Genomic DNA, 25,413 nt, shown 5'->3' on the forward strand with positions numbered 1-25,413 from the left:
AATCCCTCTTTTCTTTATCTTGAAGGTTTTTGTCCGTAATACGCATGTGTTCCATGTTTTCTTAAATAATGTTTATCTAAAATCACCTGCGGAAGAGGCTCCGCATATTCGTTCAATTGCTTTGCAAACAGGTTCATTTTCGCTACTTCATCTAAAATGACACTGTTCGTTACCGCACTTTTTGCATCTTTTCCCCACGTAAAGGGACCATGACCTTGTAGCAAAATACCAGGAACCGCCATGACATCTATCTGTCTTTTCTCAAACGTTTCAATGATCAAGTGTCCTGTTTCCACCTCATACCCGCGATTCACCTCTTCTTCTGTGAGAAATCGAGCGCACGGAACAGGTCCGTAAAATGTATCTGCATGTGTTGTGCCCATTGCTGGTAAATCAAGTCCAGCTTGCGCCCATACCGTTGGCCACATTGAATGGCTATGTGAAATGCCGCCAATTTCCTCAAAGTGTTTGTAAAGAACAGCATGTGTGGCAGTATCGGAAGAAGGATTAAATTCTCCCTCGACCACTTGACCGTCAAAATCGACCACGACCATGTCTTTTGCTGATAATTTGTCATACGCTATGCCGCTTGGCTTAATGACAAACAGTCCACTGTCACGATCGCACGCACTGACATTGCCCCATGTAAATTTCACAAGTCCGTACTTTGGTAGATCTAGATTCGCTTGAAACACTTCTTCTTTTAACCGCTCTAACATACAGGTGCCGCTCCTTTCTGTGGCGTCAAATGTTCTACTGCCGCTTTTTCTATCGGGAGTCCTTCTTGATAGCGCTTTATAAATGCCTCAAAACCTTTAACATCCAGTGGATCAGGATCAATAAGCTCTTCTAATGTATGGGCAAATACTTGATGCTTGAGAAAATGGCTCAGTGTTTGCTGCTGGTGATTGATCATATATGAAGCAAGGACCGCCATCCCAAACGCACCGCCTTCTCCCGCCGTTGATACGACGGATACAGGTGTCCCGAGTGCAGCAGCGACCATTTTTTGCCCAACTATCGGTGTTTTAAATAAACCGCCATGTCCTAGTAAGCGATCAATCTTGACTTGTTCATGTGCTTTTAACCGATCCATCCCGATTTTCATTGCGCCAAATGCAGAGAAAAGATGCGTCCGAATGAAATTAGCAAGGGTAAACCGGCTTTGAGGAGATCTAACAAAAAGGGGTCTTCCTTCTTTTAGTCTCGTAATATTTTCACCAGAATAATAGCCATAGCTTAAAAGCCCGCCCCCATCATGATCTGCTTCTAAAGCTTGATTTAATAGGGTTTCGTACAATCTTTCTGTTTCAACTGGCTGACCCATTGCTTCAAACGCTTCTCTGAATAGATTCATCCAAGCGTTGAGGTCACTTGTACAATTGTTGGCATGAACCATCGCGACTGGCAGGCCATCTGGTGTCGTGACAAGGTCCACTTCTGGGTACACACCTTTTAGATGTTGCTCTAACACAATCATGGCAAATACAGATGTCCCAACTGAAATATTCCCAGTTCTCTTTTCCACACTGTTTGTTGCGACCATCCCTGTTCCTGCATCACCCTCTGGCGGGCAAAAAGGGATACCTGGCTGCAACTGTTTGCCTTGGTCTAAAATCGCTGCTCCAGCTGCTGTTAACACACCAGCTTCTTCGCCTGCTAAATAGACGCGCGGCAAAAGATGACGAAGCTTCCACGGATAGCCTTTTTCTGCAATCAATGCTTCAAATTGATGAAGCATCACTTCGTTGTAATCCTTCGTTTTTTCATCAATGGGGAACATTCCCGACGCATCGCCAATTCCGATGGCCTGCTTCCCTGTTAACAGCCAGTGAATGTAGCCTGACAAAGTGGTCACATACTCTAACCGGGACAGATGTTTTTCCTCTCCTAATATCGCTTGATATAAGTGAGCGATACTCCATCTTTCTGGAATATGAAATTGGAATACATCCGTTAGCTTTTGACTCGCCTCGGTCGTTGTTCCATTCCGCCACGTTCGAAATGGGACGAGGACTTCTCCTGTATGATGACAGGCGACATAGCCATGCATCATCGCAGATATCCCGATGGAGCCAATGGTTTGAATCGTCACCCCATACAATTGTGCAGCCTGTTCTTTCATCTGACGGTACGCCACTTGAAGACCTGTAATGATTTCAATTAAATTGTACGTCCATATTCCTTCTTGAAGAGAACTTTCCCATTCAAATGCACCTTGCGCAATTGGCTGAAACTCTTCATCTATTAAAATCGCTTTAATTCGTGTGGAACCAAATTCAATGCCCAAAGATGTCCTGCCTTCTACAATGGCTTTGGCCGTCTCTTCACGATTCATTTTGTTCACCCCCATGATGATAGCGGTTTCAAATATCTTTTTCGTTTGATTCATCTTTACATGTGCACAAAAACAATATAATATTTGTCCGTACATATGTCAATAATAAATATAGTTGTGCATACATAATTAGACAAAAACTTTCATATTCTCTAAGGAACAGACGATAGACACTGTAAGCGCCTGTTTTTGATTAAGCAACCATGTTAGAATATGTCCATACAAGTTCTTCTCAACCCGAGTAGAGGATCAACTGTGAAAGAAGTGAAACGATGAAAAAGAAGTACCAGATCATTATAGATGATATAAAAAGCAAAATACTGACAGGAGATTACCGGATCGGGGAGCGTATTCCAACCGAATCAAGCTTACAAGAGATGTATCAAGTAAGCAGACATACGGTGCGAAAAGCCATCTTGGAATTATCGAGTGAAGGTTTTTTAAGAAGTGAAAAAGGCTCAGGCACATTTGTCACCAATCAATATCAAACAAAACCTGCTGGACATGCTCATATGAAAACGATTGGCGTCATCACCACATACATATCCGATTACATTTTCCCGTCGATCATTCGGGGCATCGAAAGCCGATTAAATGAAGAGAACTATTCTTTGTTACTGGCGAGTACGAATAACGATGTGGAGCAGGAGAAAAAAGCTCTTGAAATGATGCTGTCCTTTGGTGTGGACGGATTAATTGTCGAACCGACAAAAAGCAACTTATATAATCCAAACATTTCGTACTACCTATCCTTTAAAGAACAGGATGTACCGCTTATTATGATCAATGCCTACTATGAGCAGTTAGAGGTCCCCTTCCTTTGTTTGGATGATGTAAAGTCCAGCTATTTAGCGACAAAGGAGCTGATCACCTCTGGGCATCAGCACATTGGACTGATTTCAAAAACAGATGATTTACAAGGAAAATATCGAATGAAAGGCTATATTCAGGCACTCGGTGAAGCGAAGCTCAATTTCCTACCAGAGCATGTTCTTTTTTTCGATACAGAATCGAAGCAGTATTTAGGGGATCATATCAAAACCTTTTTACAAGCGCACCAGCATGAGCTGACAGCCCTTGTTTGCTATAACGATGAGGTAGGATTAGAAGTAGCAAATGTATGTAGTGAAATGGGTTTATCTATTCCAGATGATCTTTCCATTATTGGACAGGATAACTCGTATATTGCCCAAAAAAATGCCCATGTGAAACTGACAACGCTGACACACCCTCAAGAGCAAATGGGACGAGATGCGGCAGACTGGATGATTAAAAAAGTACAAGGGAAAAAGAATCTCCCTGATCAAACATTTTATGAGCCTGAACTCGTTCCTGGTGAAACGATTAAAGCGCTGAACGCAAGAAAAAATGAGCCCTCTTCATAGGAGGCTCATTTGGCTTTAGGCTCTTGTTCAAGCATATTCATCACGTCATAGGCAATTCGGTCAGGAGAATCTTGCGTGATACGATTGCGATAGTTAGACAAGACGACCACTCCCGTTTTTGAATGCGGGCGGAAGCCCATGAAGCTGGAGAAACCAGAAGTTGCACCATTATGGCAAATCAATCCCGTATCATCTATGACCCACCCGAGTCCCATTGACATGTTTTTCCCTATCTTCACCTTTGGCTCGTGGGTCATTTTCCATGGAGAAGCGACGTCTGCATTCATATGTGCAGAGAGAAATGAAAGCAAATCAGTGATCGTCGAACGAATCGCACCAGCCCCTTGATAGTCATGCATCTGAAGCGGAGGAACCTCTTTTCCATTCTCTTGATGACCGAGGATCATCTTCTCTTGGACATCCTCCTTGATCGTAATCAAGGTGTTCGATAGTTTCAGCTCATCCACGATATATTCAGTCAGCAGCTCTTCATATGTTTTGTGAAGAGACCATCCCATGATCAACCCGAGGAGTCCCATCCCTACATTGGAGTAACGAGATGGGTATTCTTTTCGCTCATTCCATTTTTTCGAGTGTAACAGTTTCATTAATTCATCAAGGGAATATTGACAGTACATATCTCTTCTCACTTTTGGAAGGAACCTTAGTTGTAAATCTCTGAGAAAACGATGTGAAGGAAGTCCAGACGTATGGGTTGCCAGCTGTTCCAATTGGATGGGGTGATTCTTTCTTATTTCGGGACAATACAGTGAAATGGAATCGTCTAGCTTCATCTGCCCTTTTTGAATCATGCTTGCCAATATACTTGTCGTAAAGACTTTTGAAATAGAGCCGATTTCAAAAATGACCTCCTCAGGCTGCACGCGCTGCTGTATGGGGTGATCTCCGAAATGAAAAACGTGTCTTTCTCCTTGATGAATCAGTCCGATCACGAGCAGTGCCTGTTTCTTTTTCTCCGTATAAGAAGAGGCAATTCGCTGTACTTCTTGTTTGAGCATCATCAATGGATCATCATCCTTCCCCTTCATTTTGATCTACAATCAATTGATCAAGCTTTGTATAAATGGATGTCAATGTGTTGATCTCTTCGAGGCTTAATTTTGAATAGTATTTTTCAATGATCGCAAGTTCTATCTTTCTCATATTCTCCAAGTACGTCTTTGCCTTTTCAGAAAGTTCAACGTGCAATTCCCGACGATTTTGCGGGTTGATGCTGCGGCGAACCCATTCTTTTTTTTCAAGTGTGTTTAATAACTGGCTCACAGCACTTTGGGTGATGCCTAGTTGCTGAGCAATTTGAATAGGTGAGCTTCCCCCTTTTCGCTCTACGAAATCAAGGACAATATGCTGCTTATCAGTTAACTCATCTACAAATAACTCTTCAAACTCTAATCGGAGCTTTTGATGGATGCGCGCTTCGATTTGGTTTAATTCTTGGATCATCGTTGTTTTGGATGTCACTGTCATCACCTTTATAATTAAGATAACTTAAGTATAAAGGTATATTAATTATTAATCAACAAAAATCCCTATCTTTTATCAAAGATAGGGAAAATGCCGATTATACTTCTTCTTTAGGTGAAGGTACTGCACATACGCCATCTGCACATGCGTCTTCAAATGAAGCATCAGCCGCTTTCTCCGTTTGCACTGCCTCTTCTGTCCAAGCCGTTTCAAGGGCACGAAGGAACGTATCTGCTGGCTGTGCACCAGCAACCGAATATTTGTCATTGATCAAGAAAAAAGGCACAGCAGAAATCCCTAGCTGTCTTGCTTCTTTTTCGTCTTCTCGCACATCGTCTGCAAATTCTTGCCCGTCTAGAACCTTCTGTACTTCGTTCTGATCAAGGCCTGCTTTTTCTGCGATATCTAAAAGGGTTTGACGATCGCCAACATGCTTTCCATCTGTAAAATACGCTTGAAACATCTCTCCCATGACGAGATCGCCTTTTCCCATTTTTCCAGCATATTGAGCGAGCTGGTGGGCATCAAAGGTGTTTGTCAAAACGAGTGGATCGAATTGAAAATCGATTCCTTTCTCCTTGCCCGCCTGTTTCACCTGTTCATTCATCGCGATGGCCCGGCTGCGGCTCATGCCATATTTTTTGACAAGCATATCATGCACATCATAATTCACTGCAACAGGTGCATGCGGATCAAGCTCAAAGCTTTTAAACTCTACTTCTACCTGTTCTTTATGAGGGAATTGCTCAAGCGCTGTTTCCAACTGATTTTTTCCTATATAACAAAAAGGACAGGCGATATCTGACCAAATTTGCACTTTCATCTTCATCTTCCTTCCGTTGCTTACGTTTTTTCTTTCGAGATGTAACTATTATAGTTACATCTTATCCTTTATGTCAAGTGATCCTTCTTTTTAAGTACCATGTATTAAAAAAACCTTTCCTTCAAAAAAGGAAAGGTTTTCATCACGGCTATTCTAAATTCGCATGGTGACCGTACATTTTATGGGTGTCGAGCTCTTTCATTTCCATCAATCTCAAGATAACCGCATCGTACATAAGAAGCAAAGTTTGCTCAAATAATGAGCCCATCGGCTGAATCGTATGATGGTTTCCTTCATGTTGATCCTTTGGCGCACCTGACAGTAAGATGACTTCATCCGATAGATCAGTTATAGGTGACTCAGCTGAAAGTGTGAACGACGCCACGCTTCCGCCAATCGCCCTTGCCTTTTTCGCGAGCACAAGCAGCGTCTCTGTTCGGCCAGAACCGCTCCCTACAATCAATAAATCCTCAGATGTAAAAGCAGGCGTATTCGTTTCACCGATCACATAAGCTTCGAGACCAATATGCGTGAGTCTCATCGCAAACGATTTTCCCATCAAACCAGACCTGCCAGCCCCTGCGACGAAGACCTTTCGAGCCGCTAAAATGCTTTTGACAAGCTGCTCTCCTTGTTCGTCTTGAATAGCGGGCGAGTGTTCAGAAAGCTCGCTTAGAATCGCTCTCACATAGTCACTTATTTTCATGATTGTGCAATCAACTGCTTCATTTGCGCAGCCACTTCTGCTTTATTGTCTTGAGCCGCAATGCCACCGCCGACAATAATCAAATCTGGATTTAATTTGACGACTTCAGGTAACGTATCAAGTTTAATACCGCCTGCAATCGCTGTTTTCGCCTGTTTGACCACTTGTTTAATGGTCATGAGGTCAGCAAATGAGTTTTGACCAACCGCTTGCAGGTCATAGCCTGTGTGCACACAAATATAATCTACCCCAAGCTCATCCAGCTCTTTCGCTCGGCCGGCGATATCTTTGATCCCAATCATATCGACTAAAATTTGTTTCCCTCTTGTTTTTGCTTCTTTCACCGCTCCTTGGATAGACATATCTTCAGCTGCCGCAAGAATCGTGACGATATCCGCTCCAGCTTCAGATGCCTGCTGCACTTCATAACCGGCAGCATCCATAATTTTCAGATCCGCCAGCACACGTAAATTCGGAAACGCCTGTTTGACTTCTTTTACAGCACGAAGCCCTTCGTTGATCACAACAGGTGTCCCAATTTCCACCACATCAATAGACGCTTCTACTTCTTTGATCAGCTCGATCGCTTCTGGTATATTCACTAAATCTAACGCTAATTGTAATTTCATGAACGTTCACTCCCGTTTTTTCATCTCATCTTCAAGAGCTCCGTGAATAGGGCTTCTTGAACGATGAAATGAGTATAACAACAGGATGGAAGCAATCCAAGTACGCACTTTTTTTTTACATACTATACTTTTTCGCATATGGGCACAAAAAAGATACTGTCTTTCGACCAGTATCTATTTGTAGGTATTTCTATTTATCGTCCTTTAAAAAATTGCTGTCGAGATATTGTTTGCCCCAATCATACATCGCCTCTAAAATCGGCATTAAGCTTTCTCCGAGTTCTGTGAGAGAGTACTCAACCTTTGGCGGAACGACAGGATAAACCTCCCGGTGCACAATGTGATCTTCCTCTAATTCTCTTAGCTGATTGACAAGCATTCTTTGCGTAATCCCAGGCATTAACGACTTTAACTCACCAAACCGTTTTGTCCCTTCTCTGCCAAGGTGCCATAAGATCAGCATTTTCCACTTCCCGCCGATAATATTCAGCGTCAGCTCTTTTTCGCAATTGAACACTTTATTTTCCATTCTTGATGACAACAATATACACTCCTTTTAATACAAACCGTTTATCCTATATCATATACTGCGGCAAAATCGATTGCCTAGCATACGGTCTTCGTTATTGATTTTGTTTTTTGACAAAAGCCATCACAACCTTTGTCATGTCTTGCGCTTCTTTTGGCGCTCTGTCAGATCCAAACCATTTATTTAAATCACTGTGGCTCAGCGAATGAACCCGAAACACAAACCGTGAGCCTTTCTCATGATTCAGTTTTTCTGCAAATCGGTACACCTCAGGATTTTCCCAGCCTGTGACCAAATAAACAGGCGGTACATTCGTTTGATTCATATAAGTGACCGGTGATGCCTTTGTCCAGTTTTCCTCTTGTTTGCCAAACACTTTTTTGTACGATGGAATGGCTTGTATAAATTGATTGATGTTTAACGGTCCATCTAAAATCACGATAGAATTGATCGTTTTTGGCGACAGCCCCACACGTTTTAAGTAAGTCGAATCTGTAGCAACCAATGCTGTCAAATGACCACCCGCTGAGTGACCCATGACATTGATTTTTGACGAATCGATTTGATATTCATCTGCATGATCCTTGACCCACTTAATAGCATTCGCCGTATCATCTGCCATCTGCTCGAAGTTGGCATCAGGGTGAAGCCTGTAATTCATTGAAACAAACACATACCCTTGACCCGTAAAATAATCAGCCTTTGAAGCGACTCTATTCTTATCGCCGCCTGTCCAGCCGCCGCCATGGAGATAGATCATGACTGGATGCTTCTTCTTTTTGTCTTCATCTTTTCCCTTTGGCATATATATATCCAATGTTTGCTGTTTATTTTGTGTGTCTGCATAATGGATGTTCGTCGTCGGCTTAGGCTGGTTGAAACGGAACACAAAGAATGCGCATACCAATAATCCAGCGATGACCGCCGCAAATAAGAGCCATTTCATGATTCGATTCAATGTCATTGCACCTTTCTGTGTTGGGATGGGGAAGTATGATTCGCACATATGTAGAGCGACTAGCCCGATTCATTTGATACGACTTGTATGACTTGAACCGTTTGACAGTAAAAAGAAAAATACTGTTCTTCATAATCTTCGACAAAGTAATTCAAATATTCCCAGCCTCTATCCAAAAGTTGAATGTTCAAAAAAAGATAGGAATCGTTTGTTAACTCCAAATCTTTGATTTGAACAGAAGAGACATTGGTAAATTTCAGATGAATGTCTGCTTGCAGATTCGGGGAATCATATGGGATGTGTATTACAATACAGTTGATCAAGTCGTAATGTTCATTATACTCTTTAAAGTAGTGAAATTCATTGATTTGCTTTAGATGGTTGATATTGAAATCAGGGATTTGTTTCTGGACTTTTTCATCTAAAAACCATGTCATCGTTTGTCCTCCAAGAGGTTATTGTAGAAGTGCAATGATTTGTTTTCTTGTTTCTTCATGGTATTGAACATAGGAGTGCAGTAAAGGATATGATTCAAGGATCTCTTGATACGATTTGATTTGGGGATATTGCTCTTCAAATGACTGACGCAGCACGTTTAACTGTTTTTTCGGTATTCGTTTATGATCGACCACATAACTTAAGCTGCCTGCAACAAGTGAAAAAAACATATAAAAATCATCTGAACATATACCAGTTTCCTCTTCAAAAGAGACGATTTCATCTGGATAAGATAAATCTAATAAGTATTGATAACGTTGTTTTACATCATCGAATAAACCTTGTTTATCACGGCTGATTCTCATGGTTTTTTCCTCAATCTCTCATTGTTTTTAATTCTTATTTAGACGCTAATGAGATCTTCCTATAAACTGCAAATAAATTCTTGTGAATCGAAACATACGTTTTTCGATTCTATTGCGAGTAACATCCCATTGATGTTAAATAGAAAATTTGCATTTGAATCAAATTCTTCAAGAAGTACATTTTTAAGGTTCCCTATCCCATTAGGATGGTAACTACATTCAAAAATTTGCCAATTCATCTCTTCTTGTATCAATTCTTCAAATCTATCATTACCTTCACCCCCATTATAATAAAGACTTGCCACATTCATAAATCGCAATTCATGATACCGAGCATCATTTATTTCACTTATACTAATGTTTATGACTAGTTCTTTACGAAAAAAATCAAATGAGAATGCCAGTACATCACAGACACCATCTAAATAATCGATCCATTTCTCTATACTGCTAAACATCTCATTCACTCCCCTAACGTATTCCCCTATTTTTTCAGAATGAACTCTATTCTTATCGTGTCACGGAGTTTGTAAATATTCTTCAAATGAAATAAAGTCCGCTTTTTTTCGAAATTCGCTTAAGATTTTCTGATCTCCTGTAAAAATAACATCTGTCGAATCAAAAAATCCGATTTCAAACACGGCTTGAGGGATAACGGGTGTATAATTCACGTTCCAATATCGTTCATTATCTTCAATTTGAGGTATTGAATGAATATTCAAATGATCTACATGACGAGGCAATGCGGTCAAAACAGCGAAAATAAAAGAATAAGAATAGTCATGTAAGAATTTTTTGAAATGTTCACCCTTCAGAAATAAAAAATCCGTATAATCCGGCATGACTTCTGAATGAGATTGATTATTCCGATCATGAAGCATTGGGAGTGTCACATCACTTATGACCCAATGATACTCTTCTACGTTTAAATTGATTTTCTTTATTAATTCATTTACTTCGAATAGATTTTTCTCTTTTGCTAATACGATTCTCATTACTTGCTCCACCTCACCGATTTAAAACATCAGACGAAACTAAAAATATTCCACAGTATCAAAATCTGACCATAATCTCCAGTCAGTGTTCGTGTTTATATTTACAATGCATGTTGGATCTTGATAGATCGAACTCTTCGCAACCGATTGAAAAAAAGGAGATTGACTAGGGAGTTGGCTATGCGTTTCTGGATGAAACCATGATTCAGTTGTATAGAGCGGTTTATCATATACATGCTGAACGATGTCAAATTGTTCTTGATCTGTCATCCATAAACTATCCAGCAAATCTCGATGTTTGGCCATTTCTCTTAACAGAGTAATCCATTCATTTTCCTCTGTTACATCAGATTGGCATGACTCTGGTATTTGAACATTAAAATAGCCACCATTCAATTTAATTCGTAATGGTTGTTTGGTGAATCCAGGTTCTATCTCATCATCATCTATTATTTCATCATGCTGATCCACGAAAACAAAGAGCTCATCCAATAGAAAATTGATGGATCCATTATTCAACTCATGACCAAACGCAAAAAAATCAATAGCCGGTCCTAACTTCGATAAACCGAATAATTGAATCGTGATCAGCCAATTTCCATCTCTAGTAAATAGAGAAAGCTTCCCTTTGGCAAAATCAAAGTTCTCGTTATCTAATAGCGGAAACTCTTTATTTAGAAAAGACTTATCTAATGTGTTTAATACATGGTCTATTTGTTTCATTTCTTCCTCCTTATGAAGTCATTTCTTCAAAGTTAGTATAATTTCGAATCAGTTCTTTTTTAAAATCATCAGGAAGTTTTTGATTCGGAAATACAACTGAAATCCAGCCTAATACAATCTCATCTAAAATTCTCCACGTTTTTAACAATTGTTTATTCATTTGTTCTAATTGAAGAATCGCTAGTACTCCTATCTCATAACCTCTGTCGCCATAAATGATCCATTTCGCAGAAGGGGAAACCCATATCACACGTGAAGCAATATCCATTATGCTATCATTTACACTCTCTATCGGATAATCCGTTAAGAGATCGAGGTAATCACTTGGAGTAAGGTTTAACGGTACTTTCACCCAAGGATAATAACCAAAATCATGATAATAATCATCCATGCTCTTCTGCTCATCTAATACAGCCATGAGTATATAGTCATCATGATGATTCAAAGCTAAACCTTTTAACATTTCCCAACCATCATCTGATAACAACCAATGGAATTCTTCGAATAAATAATGAGGGGTTTTCGTTTTCAACACTTGATCAGGGAATGTCTTCGTACTGTGAATGAGCGAATGAACAAACGATAGAACATGTTCAAATTCTTTTGGATCGGATATAAACAAATGTTTCACTTTATGCTCCTTTCATATCTTCGGGTAAGTCTATCATCAGTCATTAATAATCCATTTCACCGCTTGTAACATGACGCATAATGAGAGAGCATTTGAGTGTAATAATCATTGAATGTTTTTTGATCCTTCAATAATCCTTCAAACCAATTTGCTAAAACAGGGTGATCCATTGGTTTCCACCCTTCTTTTAATAACCTATTTTTCACAGAATCTTTTGTTGATACCATTCCTATGATACAAATTTCCATATCTCTATCTGCCCAAATCGCCCACTGCAAAGAATGAGCTAACCAGACAACTATATTCGAATGCGTGATTATATTATCCGCTATGGAACCTTTTGGGTGCATCCATAGTGCATTTACATAATCCTCACCTGAAATGTTCACACTCGCTTTCAGCCAATGATAATAACCAAATTCCTTCAAATAATATGCGGTTGGATCTGGTTGAAGGACTGCAGTCAAAAATTCTCTATCTTGTGTAACAGTTGATAACTCTTTTATGGTTGGTAAAATATCATCACTCAATGCCCAATCAAACTCTTGAAACAAAAAACAATCAAATGTCTTACGAAAAACTTGTTGTGGCAGCTCTTTACTTGTTTCAAACACATGGTCTACTAAATTCTGATAGAATTTGAATTCTTTTTCTGAACGAATAAATAAATCTTCAAGCCGTTTCAAACAACTACCTCCACTCTTGTCGAACTAGTAGTTTTTTAATTCTTCCTCTATATCTTCTTTTAATGTTTGAATTTCAATTGACACCGAATTATTTCAATTATAGAAAATGGACGGATTGATTCCATCTGCTAACATTCCCGGCAGCCACTCTTCTATGAAATCGTCTAAATCAATCATTTCTGGCACTGTTTTTCCCCATTGGTCGATCGCACAATAAGCGGCATGTTCCTCTGTCGGCCAAAAATGAAGCTGCGGTACACGATGTTCATCCTCTGACATCACCCATCCCTTCTCGTTTCTTAATGACCAAACCTCTTCAAAATCAACAATCTTTTTGATGAAATAGTCATAACGCTTTTTCGCAGGTAATTGCATGGTGGTTTCTAATTCTTTCGGATGCATGGATATTGCGTCACTCCTTTTATTTATAAATGGGCTTAACCATAAGAATTTAGCAAGCTCATATATAGAAACTATTTGTATTCTTCTAACCAGTCATTCAAATCATCTACAGGATGTAAGTAAGAATTAGGTGAATCTTTCAAATCAATTCCACTTAAAAGAATCAGCATATCCCAAACTTGATCATCGTCTATTTCTGGATCGTCTGCAGAAACGTAAATTTCAGCCCAATCAGACACTTGTTCTCTTGTGATCGTCCCCTTTAAGACATTTCGTATTTTATTTAAACAGTCTAGCATTTTTGGTTCAGCCATTTATTACACCATTCCTTTCTCAAAACTCATTTTACGCTGTAAACTGCCTATATTTCATATTTAATAATATCCTCCATTGACATACCTTTAAAATATAAAGTAAGAATGTTTTTAATAGTGTATTCGCTACGTATACCCATCGGGTTAAATATAGTCTTAGCCGTTTTTGGATCAGCAACCTCTAAGTCCATAGCAGGTGTATCGGAACCTTCTTTACCCTCGCTTACGTAATAATTTCCATTTCGGTATTCCACGAATTTCAGATTTTGAAGATCCTCTTCTTTTATAAAATCTTGATTTATTTTTGTGATGACTTTCCATGAACCACTTAAAAAGCCTGTCAGGCCTGTATTTGCAACGAATAGTCCTTTCTCTTTTTTTATCAATTGTTTTAACTCATTTTTTTCTATTCTTTCATCAACAAACAAATCATAGTATTGGATTAAAATATCATCATATTGATTTTTCCCCTCACCCGAAATGATCAAAGCATAGCTCAATTTCCCAACTTCTTTTAATGGGAGTTCAAATATAGCTCCTGGTTCTACTTTACTTAAAGTTTTTACTTTTTTAGTTGTTATTTTAATATCCGTTACTTCTTTGTCGTTTAAATCATCAAAATAGTGACTACCTCCATTGTTTAAAGCCATCATAATTGTCAAAAGCATCTCATCAATCGTTGGCTTTCTCTTCAAATGTTCCTCAGTCATTTCATAGAATTGTTCAATCGCTTCTTCAAAAATATCTAATCCATCATCACCAATTATGATGTTCTTTTTCTTATGTACTTCTTCCCAAAAGCCCATTTAGAATACCCCCTTTATATATTGTGTTCTTTATGTTATTCTCATTTTGCTTTATCACGATAAACGTATACTTGTATAAACTGTTTTATGTGCACGTTTGAAAAGTGCCACTTCATGATCCGTTAACCACTTAAGCTCTCTCATATGATAGGAAATTTCTTCTAAATAAGTATCGGTTTTTGCAATTAATTTTTTATCTAAGATATTTCTTTTATTGTCTTCAACTACAAGATAAAGAGTAAACTGTTTTAAATCTAATTCGATAAGTGGGTAAGCTTTTCTTTTTTTATCGGGACTTAGTTTTGTTCTCCCTTTAATCTCCGCTTTATATTCCTTCTCTTTCATTTTCTTAAATGTCGCTTTGACTAGCTGACTGTCCCAATTTTTCAGTTCACACAGATAGAGTATCGCTTTTTCCAAAGTATCTGCTAAGATCTTTTTCTTATTTGTTGCATTTTCAAATTCACTGTAACGGAAGGGTACTTCCAGCTCGTACGTATTTTTTAAAAATAAGATGTCTGGTTCATCTTTTAAAGTACTAATTAATTTGTAGTCTTTAAAAGACCCACATATCAAAACAATAGCCTCACAATCTTTCGTTTGAAATTTCTTTTCTAATTCGTATAAAAACATTTCAGTCATACAAAGGGATTGGCTGGCTAAGTTCCCACGGTCGTCATCTGACATTAATTGTATATTTTTCAAATACACTTCTTATATCCTCCTTTCTAGAATTACTATCTCCGCTACATTCAAACTGAGGGACCTTAATTTTTATTTAAAGAAAATATTCTTTTTAGAGATTTTTCTAATAAATCAATTGGTACATGGTCTTGACTAATATAGTGAAATATTGCTATACCATTTTCCAATGAGAGAATTGTCCATGCCATTTCTTCAGGTGAAAGAGTGCATGTAAGGTTCTCTTTTTCTATTAAATTCTCAATGGATTGAGAGATTTGTTTTACTGATTGTAGGATCATATTTGACCACTGACACCTTACTTCCTCATTTCTCATTGAATACAAAAGAAATTCCATATTTAGCAGGCTCCACGTCCTATTTTCTTCAAGATTTTGAATAGACTGTTGATTCATTTTTTCTGGAAAGTGTAAAAGAGAAGGCTGTTCTGCTAAAAAAGAATTGATTTTTTCTACATGTAATTGCATTTGTTGTTCCAATAGAGCTAAAAAGATCTCTTCCTTTGAATGAAAATGCGCATAAAAGGCCCCTTTGCTAAAGCCTGCATATTCCGCCAATTTATCAATAGAGACCCCATGAAAACCATACTTGGCGAAATTCTCAACTGCAGAATTTATGAGTAATTTCCGTGTTTCCTCTTTCCTTTCATTTTGCGTTTTTCTTTGTCTAATCATTCCTTTACCTCCTTATCTTGACAATCATACCATATAGAATTAATATACCAATTAGTATATAAATTCTACATGGTATATATATTGGTGAACAGCATAAGCAATTAATAGCTATTGAAAAGGAGCAAAACAATGCGAAAAGTGGGGAAAAAAATTCACAAAACGAAAAGGGACATAATAGCTCAAACAGTTAAATCAGGAATTATTACATCAAATTTAATGCCAATGTGTGCTGGCTTAACCTTGGCATTATACACTTATCAAATTGACATCCTTCATAAATCTATTGAGATACTATTTGCATTTGCCGGTTCAATTTTATTAATTGGTGCTGCTGGAGCATTAAACAATTTGTATGACAGAGACATAGATTCCGTGATGAATAGAACAAAAAACAGACCTACTGTAACAGGAGAAGTCAATCTTAAAAAAGTTCTATGGCTTAGTATCTTAATGTCTATTTTAGGTTTGATTTTTTTAGCATTTACAACCTATCTAGCAGCTATTATAGGATTGATTGGTTTACTTTTTTATATTTTCCCTTATACAATGTGGAGTAAAAGAAAAACCGTTTACAACACGGAAATTGGAAGCATTTCTGGGGCAATGCCGCCTCTCATTGGTTGGACGGCTATTTCACCAGACATCTCACACCCAGCTATTCAGGGGTTGTTTTTCATTACAATTATTTGGCAGATGCCGCATTTTTATTCAATAGCTATTAGAAAGCAAAATGAATACAAGGCTGCGAACATTCCCATGTTACCTGTTGTAAAAGGAATGAAAAGAACATACTTGCAAACGAATCTTTATATCTTAGCAATTACCTTAAGCAGTTTTCTTTTCCGTTCTTTAAGCATAGGGCTTGTGCTTGTGTCTTTTTTTCTAGGTTTTATATGGATTTGTTTAAGTATTTTAGGTTACAAGCGAATGAATTCTGAGAAGTGGGCATCATTTATGTTTGTCTATTCACTAATTTATATGACAACTCTTTATTCGACGGTCATTATCTATACTCTTACTCGTCAAATTTTTTGATTTATTCAAACTTTAGTTTTGTAGATAACCATAAAAAAGCATCCTAAACGGATGCTTCTACCAAATGATATTTTTTCAAAATACGATAGGTGATTTCTTTTGCTTCTAGTCCGGTGCCTTCTATATTTGTGGTGAAGATGTAGGTTTTGTTTTCATGTTTGATGAAGCCTGCGTACCAGCCTATGCCTGATCCGGAGCCTGTTTTTCCGTATAGCGTGGTGTGTTTCTCTTCTTCTTGTATCATCATTCGTTTGACGGTTCTCATAACCGATAGGTCAAATGGGAGACTTTCTTCATATAACTGTTTTAGGAAATGGACTTGTTCTACTGGAGAAATGCGCAACGTACTGCTTAGCCAAAATTGATCGATTCCGCCAGATATGTCTTGATTCCCATAATGAATGGCTTTTATCCAATGGGCCATGCGCTCTTCCCCGATGTCACGTGCCATAGCTTGATAATACCAGACGACTGAATCTCTCATGCCAGAGCCCAGTGTATGGTCCTTATTCCAATTATCAATCTCTCTTTTTACTCCGTCCCAATATTTAATGTCGTATTCATCTTTAACTGCACCTGTTTGAAGTCCGATTAAGGCATTTGCTATTTTAAACGTTGATTGAGGTGCAAAGCGCTTGTTCGCTCTTTTTTTGTTATACACCCATGGTGATTTTTCTTTTACTTCTTGAATCACAAATGTGCCTTCCCGATCTTTCATGAATTCATCGACGGACCATTTTGGAGATGTTCCTTCACTTGATGCAGGCTTGCTCATACAAAGTGCTGCAAGCATCGCGCCAGCAATCAGCCATTTCATCTTTTTTTTTTGCAAACAATCACCCTCTTTGCTCATGATTGCAATCGATTGTAGCATGCTGACTGATCAGAAATAAGAGCCGCTCGTCCTCTTTTTCAATAAAAAAAGCCGGTTTTATCCGGCTTTCTGTTTATTGTACGTTCAATTTTTTCTCTTCAATCGCTTGCTTTGCAATTTTCGAAATCGTCATATCGTCCATTGGCGGGTTATGAAGGCCAGCACGAATGTCTCGATAGTAACGTTGAAGCGGACAGCTAAGGCTTAAGCTTTTTGCACCGACTAAACGCATGGCTTTATCGACCACTTGCAGACTATGATTGACGACTGTATGCTTCACAGCACCGAATTCATTGATTAACAGCTCTCTTTTCTCTGGCTGCTCATACAATGTTGTCGTTGAATAGATGACATGGCGTGCTTGCTTTAGTAGTAAATCAATTTCGCCAATCAGTGTTTGGACATTTGGCAGTTCGCTAATTGTTCCGCTAATACTGTTCGGTGAATGGGTGATGGCATACTGAACAGCATAGTCTCTTGCCGCTTGTGCAATCCCTAAATAGCAGGAAGGAATGTGTGCGATCCAAGGGTTTAACGTACCGCCCCGAGGTCCTTTTTGCACTTCAACCAACATGTCATCTGGAACTTCCACATGATCTAGAATTAAATCATGGCTCTCTGTTCCTCTCATGCCAACAACATCCCACGTTTCTTCTATAGAAACACCTTTTGTATCACGGTGAATTAAGAAGAAGCCCATCGCTTCTTTTTCTTCGATCCATACACCGACGAGAAAGTATGTGAGTGCTGGTGACATCGTTGTGAATGTTTTCCTGCCACTGATCACCCATTGATCTCCTGATCTCGTTGCAGTTGTTCCAGGTTTGCCTCCTCTTGTTGGACTCCCTGTCTGCGCCTCACTGACGGCCCGGTTCACAAGAGCCCCATTTTTGATTTCTTCAGCAAAAAATTGCAGCTGCTTCTCATTCCATAGTTTCTTTTCATAAATTTCACCAACAACTCCTTGGTGCCAACCGATCGATAAGGCAGTTGCTCCATCCATACTTCCTAGTGTTTCTTGAAAAAGGACCATATCCTTTACAGATTGACCCCCGCCCCCGTACTCAACAGGCAGAGACAACGTTGTATAGCCCAGTTCTACTAATGATTCGATATTTTGTTTAGGAAAATAGGCACCCTCATCGTGTTCTTTTGCAGATTGTTCGATCGTTTCACGAAGGGATTCTAGTTGATCTAGCCAATTTTTTTGAAAATCTGTATCGACAAATAATGCTTTAGACAAAACGTATCCAACTCCTCTGTTTCTCGCAATCTATCATATCCGATTTATCCAATAGGTATTATTAAAACACACTTTACTTATAGGATTTAATGTGTTAAATTTTATCAATATTAAGTACATATGTCAAAGGAACGTGATGCTTTTATGATTTCTGCTACTAATCTACATAAATCCTATGGGTCAACTCATGTGTTAAAAGGAATTGATTTCACCGTACAAGAAGGTGAAGTGGTCGCCATTATTGGACCGAGCGGATCAGGAAAAACAACCCTTCTCCGCAGTTTAAACAGCCTTGATATCCCAGACAAAGGAACGCTGACAGTTGGAGAAGCCACGATTCAATTTGAACAATATCGAAAAAAAGATCTTTTAAAACTCAGACAGCAATCGTCTATGGTGTTTCAGCATTATCACTTGTTTCAAAATAAACGAGCTCTTGAAAACATCACAGAAGGATTGATTGTGTCTCAAAACATGTCTAAAAAAGAGGCGGAAAAAATCGGAGAGCAATTGTTAACGCGAATTGGGCTGCTTCATAAAAAAGATGCGTTTCCCAGTGAATTATCCGGAGGTCAACAGCAGCGTATCGGAATTGCCCGTGCGCTTGCAATGAATCCTGCGGTGCTTTTGTTTGATGAACCAACGTCCGCACTGGACCCAGAGATGGTCGGAGAAATCCTTGAAATGATGAAAGATATTGCGAGCCAAGGCATGACGATGGTCATTGTGACGCATGAAATTTCGTTTGCAAAGGATGTAGCGGATACAGTGATCTTTATGGCAGATGGGGAAATCGTTGAAAAAGGCTCACCAGAAGACGTCCTGATGAAGCCTCAGCATGAACGGACGAAACAATTTTTATCAAGAATTCATCGCGGGATGTGGCAAGGATTGGAGGAAGACAGATGAAGCGCAAGACTTTATTCACTGCCGCTAGTATCCTTCTGTTTCTCCTCTCTCTCATTGGCTGTAGCAGTGTGAAAACAACAACAGATGATGGCAAACAAATTGTCAAAGTCGCACTAAGCGCAGAAGTCAATCCGCCTTTTTTAGCCACAAATGACCGCAACGAGCCGATTGGCTATAACATCGATTATTTAAATGAAGTCGAGAAACGTTTGCCACACATTCATTTTGATTATATCTTTGGCGAGGAAGAATCCAATTTAATTGGGATTGGCGCTGGGAAATTTGAAATGGCGGCTAATTGGTTTTTTAGTAATCCTGAACGTGAAAAACGCTTTCTTTATCCTAAAGTTCCATACGGCTATTCGATGACAGGTTTAATTGTGAATGAATCAGAGCAAGATATTCAATCTCTAGACGATATGACATCAAAAAAGCTCGCTCCCGTCAGTCCTAGCGGCGGCCTTCGTTCCATATTAAATCAATATAATGAAGAAAATGATCGGAAAATTCCGCTCACGACCATTGAAAGCCCTTCAAACGAACTCAATTTAAAACGAGTCGAAAGTGGACGATCCGATGCGGCTTTTATGAATATTTCGACCTTTGATACGATTCAAAAACATCTTCACCTGAAAGTCAAAGTGGGCGGCATTGTCTCAAAGGAACCTATTTATCTTGTCTTACAGCCTAGTCAAAAGAAACTAGCATCACAATTGGATCGAGTGACACAAGAGATGATCGAAGACGGAACATTACCTGACCTTGCGAAGAAATGGTTTGGCGTTGATTTCTTTCAAGATATTGACTATATATCAGAGCAAGGCTATCAATATGAAGAAAGGAAGGAAGCGCCATGACGTTTACAGCTGGAGATTGGCTAAGAATCTTTTTACAGGTGGTTGATCGCCTGCCACTCACATTTCTGATGATTGTGGTGTCATTGTTTTTTGCCATCATCATCGGATTGCTGTTTGCTTGCATTCGAATCAAACAAATTCCAGTGCTGAAACAATTGGCGGTCATTTATTTGTCATTTACACGAAGTACACCGCTCATTGTTCAGTTATTCCTCATTTATTTTGGCCTGCCTCAGCTTTTACTCATGGCGGGAATTCAAATCAATCATTGGGATCGTGTGTTATTTGTGATGATCACATTCTCGTTACATACGGGCGCTTATTTATCTGAAGTCTTTCGCAGTGCATATTCCTCTGTTGGGAAAGATCAGCTTGAAGCAGCTTACATTGTTGGGATGACAGATACGCAGGCATTAATGAGGATCATTATTCCGCAAGCCTTTCTCATTGCACTTCCGAACCTCGGAAATTACACCATTGATCTCGTGAAAGATACCGCCATTGCATTTACAATCGGACTCATTGATATGATGGGACAGGTCAAAATCATACTAGGTAATAACTACGGGATAGGGATGTTTGAAGTGTACGTCATCATTGCAATTGTGTATTGGCTGATTTGCATCAGTATTGAACTGATCACGATGCTACTGGAAAGAAAATTTGTGAAAGGCCGCACCAGCCTGTCACGCTAAGGAGGCGATTTGATGCAAACCATTGATATATCATTTGCGATTGACCAAATACCACATATTCTAAAAGGCGTTCCCTTTACCTTATTGATTGCACTTGTTTCTATGGCTGTGAGCCTTTTGATTGGATCTATTTTTGCTTTCATTCGCCTCTTTCGTATCCCTGTGCTCCGCCAGCTGGTCACGCTCTATGTCTCATTTTTTAGAGGAACACCTCTCATTGTTCAGTTGTTTGCTTTCTTTTATGGCATTCCATTTGTTCTGACCAAAATGAATAGCACTTTTGGGTTGACCTTTCACCCGGATATGGTCTCCCCGCTTACCGTTGCCCTTATCACCTTCAGCCTGCATTCAGCCGCACATTTAACAGAAGTGGTCCGCAGCGCACTCCTTGCGGTAGACAGAGGGCAGCTTGAAGCGGCGAAAATCGTTGGCATGACCACCAGACAGGCGATGATGCGCATTATTTTACCGCAAGCGTTTGTGGTTGCCCTGCCAAACCTAGGGAATCAGCTCATTCAGCTGTTAAAAGCCACATCCCTTTCGTTTACAATTGGTGTACTGGAAATCATGGGGATCTCTCGCATCATTGCAAATGACGGCTACAAATTTTTAGAAACGTATCTTGTCTCTGCTTTGATCTATTGGATGCTTAGTATTTTCTTTGAACTCGCTTTTGCTTTGTTAGAGAAACGAGTCAGCGTGTACGGAAAATCTCTTGGACGTTAAAAAAGTCGATCAGGTACAAACCCTGATCGACTTTTTTATTCTCCTTTTTTCGGTGTGTTATATAGTTCTTTCGGTGCTGGTTTGAGTTTAGGCGCAGAGCCGAACACGACAGGAGCAGAAATATATCTGAATTCTCCCTTTCCATCCATACTTCGGCCATGTGCCCATCTGCCTTCTTTGCTTTCTTCTCCTCTTGAGAAGTTAAACAAATCATAGGATACTTGCTGTTTTTCCAGTGAGCGCGGGAAGGTGGTTGGAACAACGACATCCCCTTCTCGTTCTTCTAATTCCTTAATTGCAGCCAGCCACATATTTTGATGATATGTATCACGAGCAATGAGAAAGGAGAGCATATCCTTCACTCCGCGGTCATCGGTCATTTCATAAAGCCGTGTAACCTGAAGTCTGCCTTGTGACTCCGCATTCAAATTTGCCCTGAAGTCAGCCATTAAATTTCCGCTTGCAATGATATATTTTGCATTCCACGGATACCCTTGACTATCTGCTGCCATTGCCCCTAAGCCTGCAACAATTGCATGTTGAGGATTCATTCCGCCCATGACGGCTGCAAGTGCTGGATCACTTTGATACGCTTCTTCTTGTTCTTTAACTGGGGCATTATCAAGTAATCGAGCAATCATCGTTGCCAGCATTTCGACATGACCGATTTCCTCCGTTCCAATGTCATGGAGCAAATCTTTATATTTTTGATCCGCTCGGCAGTTAAACCCTTGAAATAAATATTGCATCATCACGCTGATTTCTCCATATTGACCGCCTAACACCTCTTGTAATTTTTTCGCATAAAGAGGGTCCGGCTTAGAGGGCTTTGCTTCATATTGCAGTTCTTTAATGTGATAAAACATGATGTCATCTCCTTTATTTACAAAAACCTTTGCACTTATCACTATTCAGCCGATGCCCTCTTTATGAAAAATCGCATGCTCTTATAAAAAAAAAGAGAACGGCATCTGCCATTCTCTTTATCGTCCTACTTATTCAGCACTGACTAAAATTTTCACTTGATCTTTTTCATTGATTAATGCATGGAAGCCATCTTCGATCACATCGTCCAGCTTGATTTTTTTCGTGACGAGTGTATCTGCAGAGAAATAGCCTTTTCTCATTAAGTTTAATACAGATGGGAAAACATCTCTGTAGCCGATGATTCCTTTGACTGTACGTTCTTTAATGACAATGTCATTCGGCATAATTTCTGCGCCTTTTTCCCAAATGCTCACAATGACTGTTTCACCTGAAATTCTAGTTGATTGGATTGCTTGCTTCAATACAACAGGTACACCTGTCACTTCAAAAGAAACATCGACTCCACCATTTGTACGGTGTGCGATTTCTTGAACAACATCTTCATACTGAGAAGGATCTACAATGATCGCTCCAAGTTCTTTTGCTTTTTCTTGGCGCTCTTTTGATAATTCCACTGCATAAATGTCAGTAGCACCAGCTGCTTTTAATGCTTCAATGACAAGTAAACCGATTGGCCCACAGCCAAACACAGCTGCTGTATCCCCAGCTTGCACTTTACTAGAACGAACCGCATATAAAGCAACTGCAGAAGGTTCAACAAGTGCACCTTGCTCATATGAAATTTCGTCTGGTAACAAATGAAGTAATTCTTCATCGACAGATACATATTCAGAGAATCCTCCACCGCCACCAGCAAGTCCTAAGAAGCCCATGTTTTCATCTAAGTTGTAAGCACCTTGGTGCCCGTGAGTTGCAAAAATAGGTTCAACAACCACTCGATCGCCTACTTTGTAATTACTCACGCCTTCTCCAACTTCTACAATTTCACCAGAGAACTCGTGTCCCAATGTAATGGGTGCTTTTTCTTTTGTAAGTGGATGAGGTTCGTTCACAGGAATGAAGATCGGTCCGCCTAAATATTCATGTAAATCACTACCACAAATGCCGCACCATTTTACTTTCAGTTTCACTTTTCCTGGAGCAACTGTTGGTTCGTCAATTTCCTCTAGTCGAATGTCCTTTTGATCGTGCCAGCGTAGTGCTTTCATTTGTAAGACTCCTTTTCTCATCAATTTAATTAACTTACTTAAATAATGATAACATAATTTTTTTAATTTTCTAAGTAAGATGCACTATTTTTTTGACAGTCAATGGACGAAAAATGACAAAACATAGCAACAGACAAATAAGAAGCATACATATGCAGCCAATTATGACAGAAGTACGTATCGATAAAACATGCGCCAATGCGCCGCATATTCCTGTCATCATCATCGTCAGAACAGCTTCACATAACGCATAAAAACTTGCCACTCTCCCCATAACCTCTACCGGGATATTCGTTTGATAAAAAGTCATAAAACCGGTGTTTGCAAATGCTAAAAAGAAAGCTAGAACAAAAAAGCCAGCTGCTGCGACAGTCAATGTGCTTGAAAAAGCATAGATCAAGTATCCAAAAGCCACAAACAAACTACCCGCACCAAGCATCACTGAAATAGGCAGCCTTTCGACAATGACCGTATTGAGACATGCCCCTGCGATAATCCCTGCCCCAGCTACACTGACAAGAAACCCATATTCGGTATTGGTCAACATCAGCACTTCCTTTGCAAAAGCTGCTTCAAGTGAGTCAATTGCAGTCGGCAGCACCGTGATGGCGGCACTAAATAATAAATACACGGCCATCACTTGACGGGATGTGAGACTGAAATGAAATACAAGTTTTGCATCTTCCTTTAATACTGAGAGAGAAAAGCCTTTTTGTGCCCCGGCTGCTTTTGACAAAATCGGTAAACACATCGTCAAAACAGCAGATATCAAAAGGCAGATTGCATTTACATAAATTGAAAGGACTGGTGTACCAATGAGAAAAAGCACCCCTGCTACGGCGGGTCCGAGTAAAAATCCACCAGACTGAAGCAAAGATCGAATGGCATTAAACCGTTTTCGTTTATCCGCCGGGATTAGTGCTGTCATATAGACCATCGAAGCTGGATGAAACATGGCTTGTGCCATATGAATGAGAAATAGCATCACATATACGATCAATAAGTGGCCTGAAAATAAGGCAAAGGGTAAACAAGCAATCAGAATGGCCCGGCATAGATCTAGACTGATCATGACATTCCGCTGATTCAGTCTATCTATTAAGCTACCAGACCAGCTATTTGTTAAAAGAGCCGAGACAGGTCTTAACATATAGACGGCTGTTACAGCAAGAACGGAGCCCGTTTCCTGAAAAATCAGCAGATGGAGAGCAATCATATAAATCCATTCTCCTATGTTCGCAATACCAATCGCTCCAAGTAACATGCTCATATCCCGCCAATGTTTTTTCATCGTGGTGCCCTCCTTTTTGTCATAAAAAAATCCCGCCCCCAAGACATTTCTGTCTTGAGGACGGGATTGACTCCGCGTTGCCACCTCAGTTCATTCACCTGTTACCAGATGAACCTTAGCAGGTTATCGCTAACCCTTCTCTATAACGGGAGAATGCC

Annotated in this window: 32 protein-coding genes; 6 read left to right on the forward strand and 26 right to left on the reverse strand. The window is 39.5% G+C overall.

The genetic code is table 11. The annotated features are described in order from the left end of the window. Positions 1-14: 14 nt before the first annotated feature. Positions 15-719 (reverse strand): L-ribulose-5-phosphate 4-epimerase, encoded by a 705-nt coding sequence (locus tag ASG46_RS17300; RefSeq protein WP_056705314.1) that lies wholly within the window; start codon positions 717-719, stop codon positions 15-17. Beyond that, the gene (locus ASG46_RS17305) at positions 713-2,338 is read right to left on the reverse strand and encodes a xylulokinase (protein ID WP_056705324.1); all 1,626 of its coding nucleotides are present in this window, start codon (positions 2,336-2,338) and stop codon (positions 713-715) included. The genes ASG46_RS17300 and ASG46_RS17305 overlap by 7 nt, the downstream gene beginning before the upstream one ends. 272 nt (positions 2,339-2,610) lie before the next feature. Here ASG46_RS17305 and ASG46_RS17310 point away from each other — a divergent pair, with 272 nt between their 5' ends. Then, on the forward strand, positions 2,611-3,723 hold the full coding sequence (locus ASG46_RS17310) for a GntR family transcriptional regulator (RefSeq protein WP_056705325.1): 1,113 nt from the start codon (positions 2,611-2,613) through the stop codon (positions 3,721-3,723). 5 nt (positions 3,724-3,728) lie between these two features. Here the strand turns inward: ASG46_RS17310 and ASG46_RS17315 are convergent, their stop codons facing one another. The 19 genes from ASG46_RS17315 to ASG46_RS17405 form a co-directional block, all read right to left on the reverse strand. Then, positions 3,729-4,745: a serine hydrolase domain-containing protein gene (locus ASG46_RS17315; protein ID WP_200939631.1), complete on the reverse strand. Its 1,017-nt coding sequence runs from the start codon at positions 4,743-4,745 to the stop codon at positions 3,729-3,731. 10 nt (positions 4,746-4,755) lie between these two features. Beyond that, entirely contained in the window at positions 4,756-5,211 is a 456-nt protein-coding gene (locus ASG46_RS17320; RefSeq protein WP_202394234.1) for a MarR family winged helix-turn-helix transcriptional regulator, read from the reverse strand. 94 nt (positions 5,212-5,305) lie between these two features. Beyond that, positions 5,306-6,031, reverse strand: coding sequence for a DsbA family oxidoreductase (locus ASG46_RS17325; RefSeq protein ID WP_056705327.1), 726 nt, complete (start codon positions 6,029-6,031; stop codon positions 5,306-5,308). A gap of 148 nt (positions 6,032-6,179) precedes the next feature. Continuing rightward, on the reverse strand, positions 6,180-6,737 hold the full coding sequence (hxlB, locus tag ASG46_RS17330) for a 6-phospho-3-hexuloisomerase (protein WP_046527165.1): 558 nt from the start codon (positions 6,735-6,737) through the stop codon (positions 6,180-6,182). Next, positions 6,734-7,366 carry a 3-hexulose-6-phosphate synthase gene (gene hxlA, locus ASG46_RS17335; protein ID WP_048003286.1) on the reverse strand — a complete coding sequence of 211 codons (633 nt, stop codon included), beginning with the start codon at positions 7,364-7,366 and terminating at the stop codon, positions 6,734-6,736. Before hxlA ends, hxlB begins: the two co-directional genes overlap by 4 nt. A gap of 190 nt (positions 7,367-7,556) precedes the next feature. After that, positions 7,557-7,895 (reverse strand): winged helix-turn-helix transcriptional regulator, encoded by a 339-nt coding sequence (locus ASG46_RS17340; RefSeq protein ID WP_034646559.1) that lies wholly within the window; start codon positions 7,893-7,895, stop codon positions 7,557-7,559. A 94-nt stretch (positions 7,896-7,989) separates the two neighbouring features. Next, a complete protein-coding gene (locus ASG46_RS17345; RefSeq protein WP_056705330.1) occupies positions 7,990-8,859 on the reverse strand; it encodes an alpha/beta hydrolase in 870 nt (289 codons plus the stop codon). 53 nt (positions 8,860-8,912) lie between these two features. After that, positions 8,913-9,290 carry a hypothetical protein gene (locus tag ASG46_RS17350; RefSeq protein ID WP_035390911.1) on the reverse strand — a complete coding sequence of 126 codons (378 nt, stop codon included), beginning with the start codon at positions 9,288-9,290 and terminating at the stop codon, positions 8,913-8,915. 18 nt (positions 9,291-9,308) lie between these two features. Further along, positions 9,309-9,656, reverse strand: a complete 348-nt coding sequence (locus ASG46_RS17355) for a YxiJ family protein (RefSeq protein WP_056705333.1) — start codon at positions 9,654-9,656, stop codon at positions 9,309-9,311. Between the two features lie 59 nt (positions 9,657-9,715). Beyond that, positions 9,716-10,114, reverse strand: a complete 399-nt coding sequence (locus ASG46_RS17360) for a YxiG family protein (RefSeq protein WP_056705336.1) — start codon at positions 10,112-10,114, stop codon at positions 9,716-9,718. A gap of 60 nt (positions 10,115-10,174) precedes the next feature. After that, positions 10,175-10,651 (reverse strand): hypothetical protein, encoded by a 477-nt coding sequence (locus ASG46_RS17365; RefSeq protein ID WP_008342589.1) that lies wholly within the window; start codon positions 10,649-10,651, stop codon positions 10,175-10,177. Between the two features lie 39 nt (positions 10,652-10,690). Further along, positions 10,691-11,374, reverse strand: a complete 684-nt coding sequence (locus tag ASG46_RS17370) for a DUF7003 family protein (protein WP_056705338.1) — start codon at positions 11,372-11,374, stop codon at positions 10,691-10,693. Positions 11,375-11,384: 10 nt separating this feature from the next. Then, a complete protein-coding gene (locus ASG46_RS17375) occupies positions 11,385-12,005 on the reverse strand; it encodes a hypothetical protein (RefSeq protein ID WP_056705351.1) in 621 nt (206 codons plus the stop codon). 56 nt (positions 12,006-12,061) lie between these two features. After that, on the reverse strand, positions 12,062-12,691 hold the full coding sequence (locus tag ASG46_RS17380) for a hypothetical protein (protein ID WP_056705355.1): 630 nt from the start codon (positions 12,689-12,691) through the stop codon (positions 12,062-12,064). Between the two features lie 93 nt (positions 12,692-12,784). Then, positions 12,785-13,093, reverse strand: a complete 309-nt coding sequence (locus tag ASG46_RS17385) for a DUF2750 domain-containing protein (RefSeq protein ID WP_235562252.1) — start codon at positions 13,091-13,093, stop codon at positions 12,785-12,787. 71 nt (positions 13,094-13,164) lie between these two features. Further along, positions 13,165-13,407: a DNA-binding protein gene (locus ASG46_RS17390; protein WP_046526837.1), complete on the reverse strand. Its 243-nt coding sequence runs from the start codon at positions 13,405-13,407 to the stop codon at positions 13,165-13,167. A 47-nt stretch (positions 13,408-13,454) separates the two neighbouring features. Further along, positions 13,455-14,213, reverse strand: a complete 759-nt coding sequence (locus ASG46_RS17395; RefSeq protein ID WP_008342601.1) for an Imm26 family immunity protein — start codon at positions 14,211-14,213, stop codon at positions 13,455-13,457. 54 nt (positions 14,214-14,267) lie between these two features. Beyond that, positions 14,268-14,924 carry a hypothetical protein gene (locus ASG46_RS17400; RefSeq protein ID WP_056705358.1) on the reverse strand — a complete coding sequence of 219 codons (657 nt, stop codon included), beginning with the start codon at positions 14,922-14,924 and terminating at the stop codon, positions 14,268-14,270. A gap of 56 nt (positions 14,925-14,980) precedes the next feature. Further along, positions 14,981-15,589, reverse strand: a complete 609-nt coding sequence (locus ASG46_RS17405) for a TetR/AcrR family transcriptional regulator (protein WP_056705362.1) — start codon at positions 15,587-15,589, stop codon at positions 14,981-14,983. A 129-nt stretch (positions 15,590-15,718) separates the two neighbouring features. On the opposite strand from ASG46_RS17405, the gene cyoE reads away from it, so the two are divergent. After that, positions 15,719-16,624: a heme o synthase gene (gene cyoE, locus ASG46_RS17410; RefSeq protein WP_136944782.1), complete on the forward strand. Its 906-nt coding sequence runs from the start codon at positions 15,719-15,721 to the stop codon at positions 16,622-16,624. Positions 16,625-16,667: 43 nt separating this feature from the next. Here cyoE and blaBPU read toward each other — a convergent pair whose 3' ends face one another. Together blaBPU and ASG46_RS17420 are read right to left on the reverse strand one after the other, a co-directional pair. Then, positions 16,668-17,456 carry a BPU family class D beta-lactamase gene (gene blaBPU / locus ASG46_RS17415; protein ID WP_056705368.1) on the reverse strand — a complete coding sequence of 263 codons (789 nt, stop codon included), beginning with the start codon at positions 17,454-17,456 and terminating at the stop codon, positions 16,668-16,670. Positions 17,457-17,571: 115 nt separating this feature from the next. Beyond that, the gene (locus tag ASG46_RS17420; protein ID WP_056705371.1) at positions 17,572-18,741 is read right to left on the reverse strand and encodes an acyl-CoA dehydrogenase family protein; all 1,170 of its coding nucleotides are present in this window, start codon (positions 18,739-18,741) and stop codon (positions 17,572-17,574) included. A 144-nt stretch (positions 18,742-18,885) separates the two neighbouring features. On the opposite strand from ASG46_RS17420, the gene ASG46_RS17425 reads away from it, so the two are divergent. The 4 genes from ASG46_RS17425 to ASG46_RS17440 are packed head-to-tail and all read left to right on the forward strand — an operon-like array spanning position 18,886 to position 21,928. After that, the gene (locus tag ASG46_RS17425; RefSeq protein ID WP_024718348.1) at positions 18,886-19,650 is read left to right on the forward strand and encodes an amino acid ABC transporter ATP-binding protein; all 765 of its coding nucleotides are present in this window, start codon (positions 18,886-18,888) and stop codon (positions 19,648-19,650) included. Further along, complete coding sequence (locus tag ASG46_RS17430) at positions 19,647-20,507, forward strand: amino acid ABC transporter substrate-binding protein (RefSeq protein ID WP_056705373.1); 861 nt, start codon at positions 19,647-19,649, stop codon at positions 20,505-20,507. The genes ASG46_RS17425 and ASG46_RS17430 overlap by 4 nt, the downstream gene beginning before the upstream one ends. After that, the gene (locus ASG46_RS17435; RefSeq protein ID WP_008342617.1) at positions 20,504-21,202 is read left to right on the forward strand and encodes an amino acid ABC transporter permease; all 699 of its coding nucleotides are present in this window, start codon (positions 20,504-20,506) and stop codon (positions 21,200-21,202) included. Before ASG46_RS17430 ends, ASG46_RS17435 begins: the two co-directional genes overlap by 4 nt. A gap of 12 nt (positions 21,203-21,214) precedes the next feature. Continuing rightward, on the forward strand, positions 21,215-21,928 hold the full coding sequence (locus ASG46_RS17440; protein WP_056705375.1) for an amino acid ABC transporter permease: 714 nt from the start codon (positions 21,215-21,217) through the stop codon (positions 21,926-21,928). A gap of 35 nt (positions 21,929-21,963) precedes the next feature. Here ASG46_RS17440 and ASG46_RS17445 read toward each other — a convergent pair whose 3' ends face one another. The 3 genes from ASG46_RS17445 to ASG46_RS17455 form a co-directional block, all read right to left on the reverse strand. Continuing rightward, a complete protein-coding gene (locus ASG46_RS17445; RefSeq protein ID WP_007501404.1) occupies positions 21,964-22,794 on the reverse strand; it encodes a manganese catalase family protein in 831 nt (276 codons plus the stop codon). 129 nt (positions 22,795-22,923) lie between these two features. Next, positions 22,924-23,964: a 2,3-butanediol dehydrogenase gene (locus ASG46_RS17450; RefSeq protein WP_056705377.1), complete on the reverse strand. Its 1,041-nt coding sequence runs from the start codon at positions 23,962-23,964 to the stop codon at positions 22,924-22,926. A 70-nt stretch (positions 23,965-24,034) separates the two neighbouring features. Next, positions 24,035-25,255, reverse strand: a complete 1,221-nt coding sequence (locus ASG46_RS17455; RefSeq protein ID WP_056705379.1) for an MFS transporter — start codon at positions 25,253-25,255, stop codon at positions 24,035-24,037. Between the last annotated feature and the right edge of the window lie 158 nt (positions 25,256-25,413).

Origin of the sequence: Bacillus sp. Leaf49 (genome assembly GCF_001426125.1) — a bacterium.
Taxonomy (GTDB): domain Bacteria; phylum Bacillota; class Bacilli; order Bacillales; family Bacillaceae; genus Bacillus; species Bacillus altitudinis.

Coding starts and splice junctions, on each gene's coding strand:
- ASG46_RS17320 (WP_202394234.1), bottom strand. CDS start 5,211: ATGACAGTGACATCCAAAACAACGATGATCCAAGAATTAAACCAAATC.
- ASG46_RS17355 (WP_056705333.1), bottom strand. CDS start 9,656: ATGAGAATCAGCCGTGATAAACAAGGTTTATTCGATGATGTAAAACAA.
- ASG46_RS17450 (WP_056705377.1), bottom strand. CDS start 23,964: ATGAAAGCACTACGCTGGCACGATCAAAAGGACATTCGACTAGAGGAA.
- ASG46_RS17390 (WP_046526837.1), bottom strand. CDS start 13,407: ATGGCTGAACCAAAAATGCTAGACTGTTTAAATAAAATACGAAATGTC.
- ASG46_RS17435 (WP_008342617.1), top strand. CDS start 20,504: ATGACGTTTACAGCTGGAGATTGGCTAAGAATCTTTTTACAGGTGGTT.
- ASG46_RS17325 (WP_056705327.1), bottom strand. CDS start 6,031: ATGAAAGTGCAAATTTGGTCAGATATCGCCTGTCCTTTTTGTTATATA.
- ASG46_RS17315 (WP_200939631.1), bottom strand. CDS start 4,745: ATGATGCTCAAACAAGAAGTACAGCGAATTGCCTCTTCTTATACGGAG.
- hxlB (WP_046527165.1), bottom strand. CDS start 6,737: ATGAAAATAAGTGACTATGTGAGAGCGATTCTAAGCGAGCTTTCTGAA.
- ASG46_RS17425 (WP_024718348.1), top strand. CDS start 18,886: ATGATTTCTGCTACTAATCTACATAAATCCTATGGGTCAACTCATGTG.
- ASG46_RS17445 (WP_007501404.1), bottom strand. CDS start 22,794: ATGTTTTATCACATTAAAGAACTGCAATATGAAGCAAAGCCCTCTAAG.
- ASG46_RS17345 (WP_056705330.1), bottom strand. CDS start 8,859: ATGACATTGAATCGAATCATGAAATGGCTCTTATTTGCGGCGGTCATC.
- ASG46_RS17360 (WP_056705336.1), bottom strand. CDS start 10,114: ATGTTTAGCAGTATAGAGAAATGGATCGATTATTTAGATGGTGTCTGT.
- ASG46_RS17455 (WP_056705379.1), bottom strand. CDS start 25,255: ATGAAAAAACATTGGCGGGATATGAGCATGTTACTTGGAGCGATTGGT.
- ASG46_RS17395 (WP_008342601.1), bottom strand. CDS start 14,213: ATGGGCTTTTGGGAAGAAGTACATAAGAAAAAGAACATCATAATTGGT.
- ASG46_RS17430 (WP_056705373.1), top strand. CDS start 19,647: ATGAAGCGCAAGACTTTATTCACTGCCGCTAGTATCCTTCTGTTTCTC.
- ASG46_RS17365 (WP_008342589.1), bottom strand. CDS start 10,651: ATGAGAATCGTATTAGCAAAAGAGAAAAATCTATTCGAAGTAAATGAA.
- ASG46_RS17385 (WP_235562252.1), bottom strand. CDS start 13,093: ATGCATCCGAAAGAATTAGAAACCACCATGCAATTACCTGCGAAAAAG.
- ASG46_RS17305 (WP_056705324.1), bottom strand. CDS start 2,338: ATGAATCGTGAAGAGACGGCCAAAGCCATTGTAGAAGGCAGGACATCT.
- ASG46_RS17340 (WP_034646559.1), bottom strand. CDS start 7,895: ATGGAAAATAAAGTGTTCAATTGCGAAAAAGAGCTGACGCTGAATATT.
- hxlA (WP_048003286.1), bottom strand. CDS start 7,366: ATGAAATTACAATTAGCGTTAGATTTAGTGAATATACCAGAAGCGATC.
- ASG46_RS17300 (WP_056705314.1), bottom strand. CDS start 719: ATGTTAGAGCGGTTAAAAGAAGAAGTGTTTCAAGCGAATCTAGATCTA.
- ASG46_RS17350 (WP_035390911.1), bottom strand. CDS start 9,290: ATGACATGGTTTTTAGATGAAAAAGTCCAGAAACAAATCCCTGATTTC.
- ASG46_RS17405 (WP_056705362.1), bottom strand. CDS start 15,589: ATGATTAGACAAAGAAAAACGCAAAATGAAAGGAAAGAGGAAACACGG.
- ASG46_RS17370 (WP_056705338.1), bottom strand. CDS start 11,374: ATGAAACAAATAGACCATGTATTAAACACATTAGATAAGTCTTTTCTA.
- ASG46_RS17310 (WP_056705325.1), top strand. CDS start 2,611: ATGAAAAAGAAGTACCAGATCATTATAGATGATATAAAAAGCAAAATA.
- cyoE (WP_136944782.1), top strand. CDS start 15,719: ATGCGAAAAGTGGGGAAAAAAATTCACAAAACGAAAAGGGACATAATA.
- ASG46_RS17440 (WP_056705375.1), top strand. CDS start 21,215: ATGCAAACCATTGATATATCATTTGCGATTGACCAAATACCACATATT.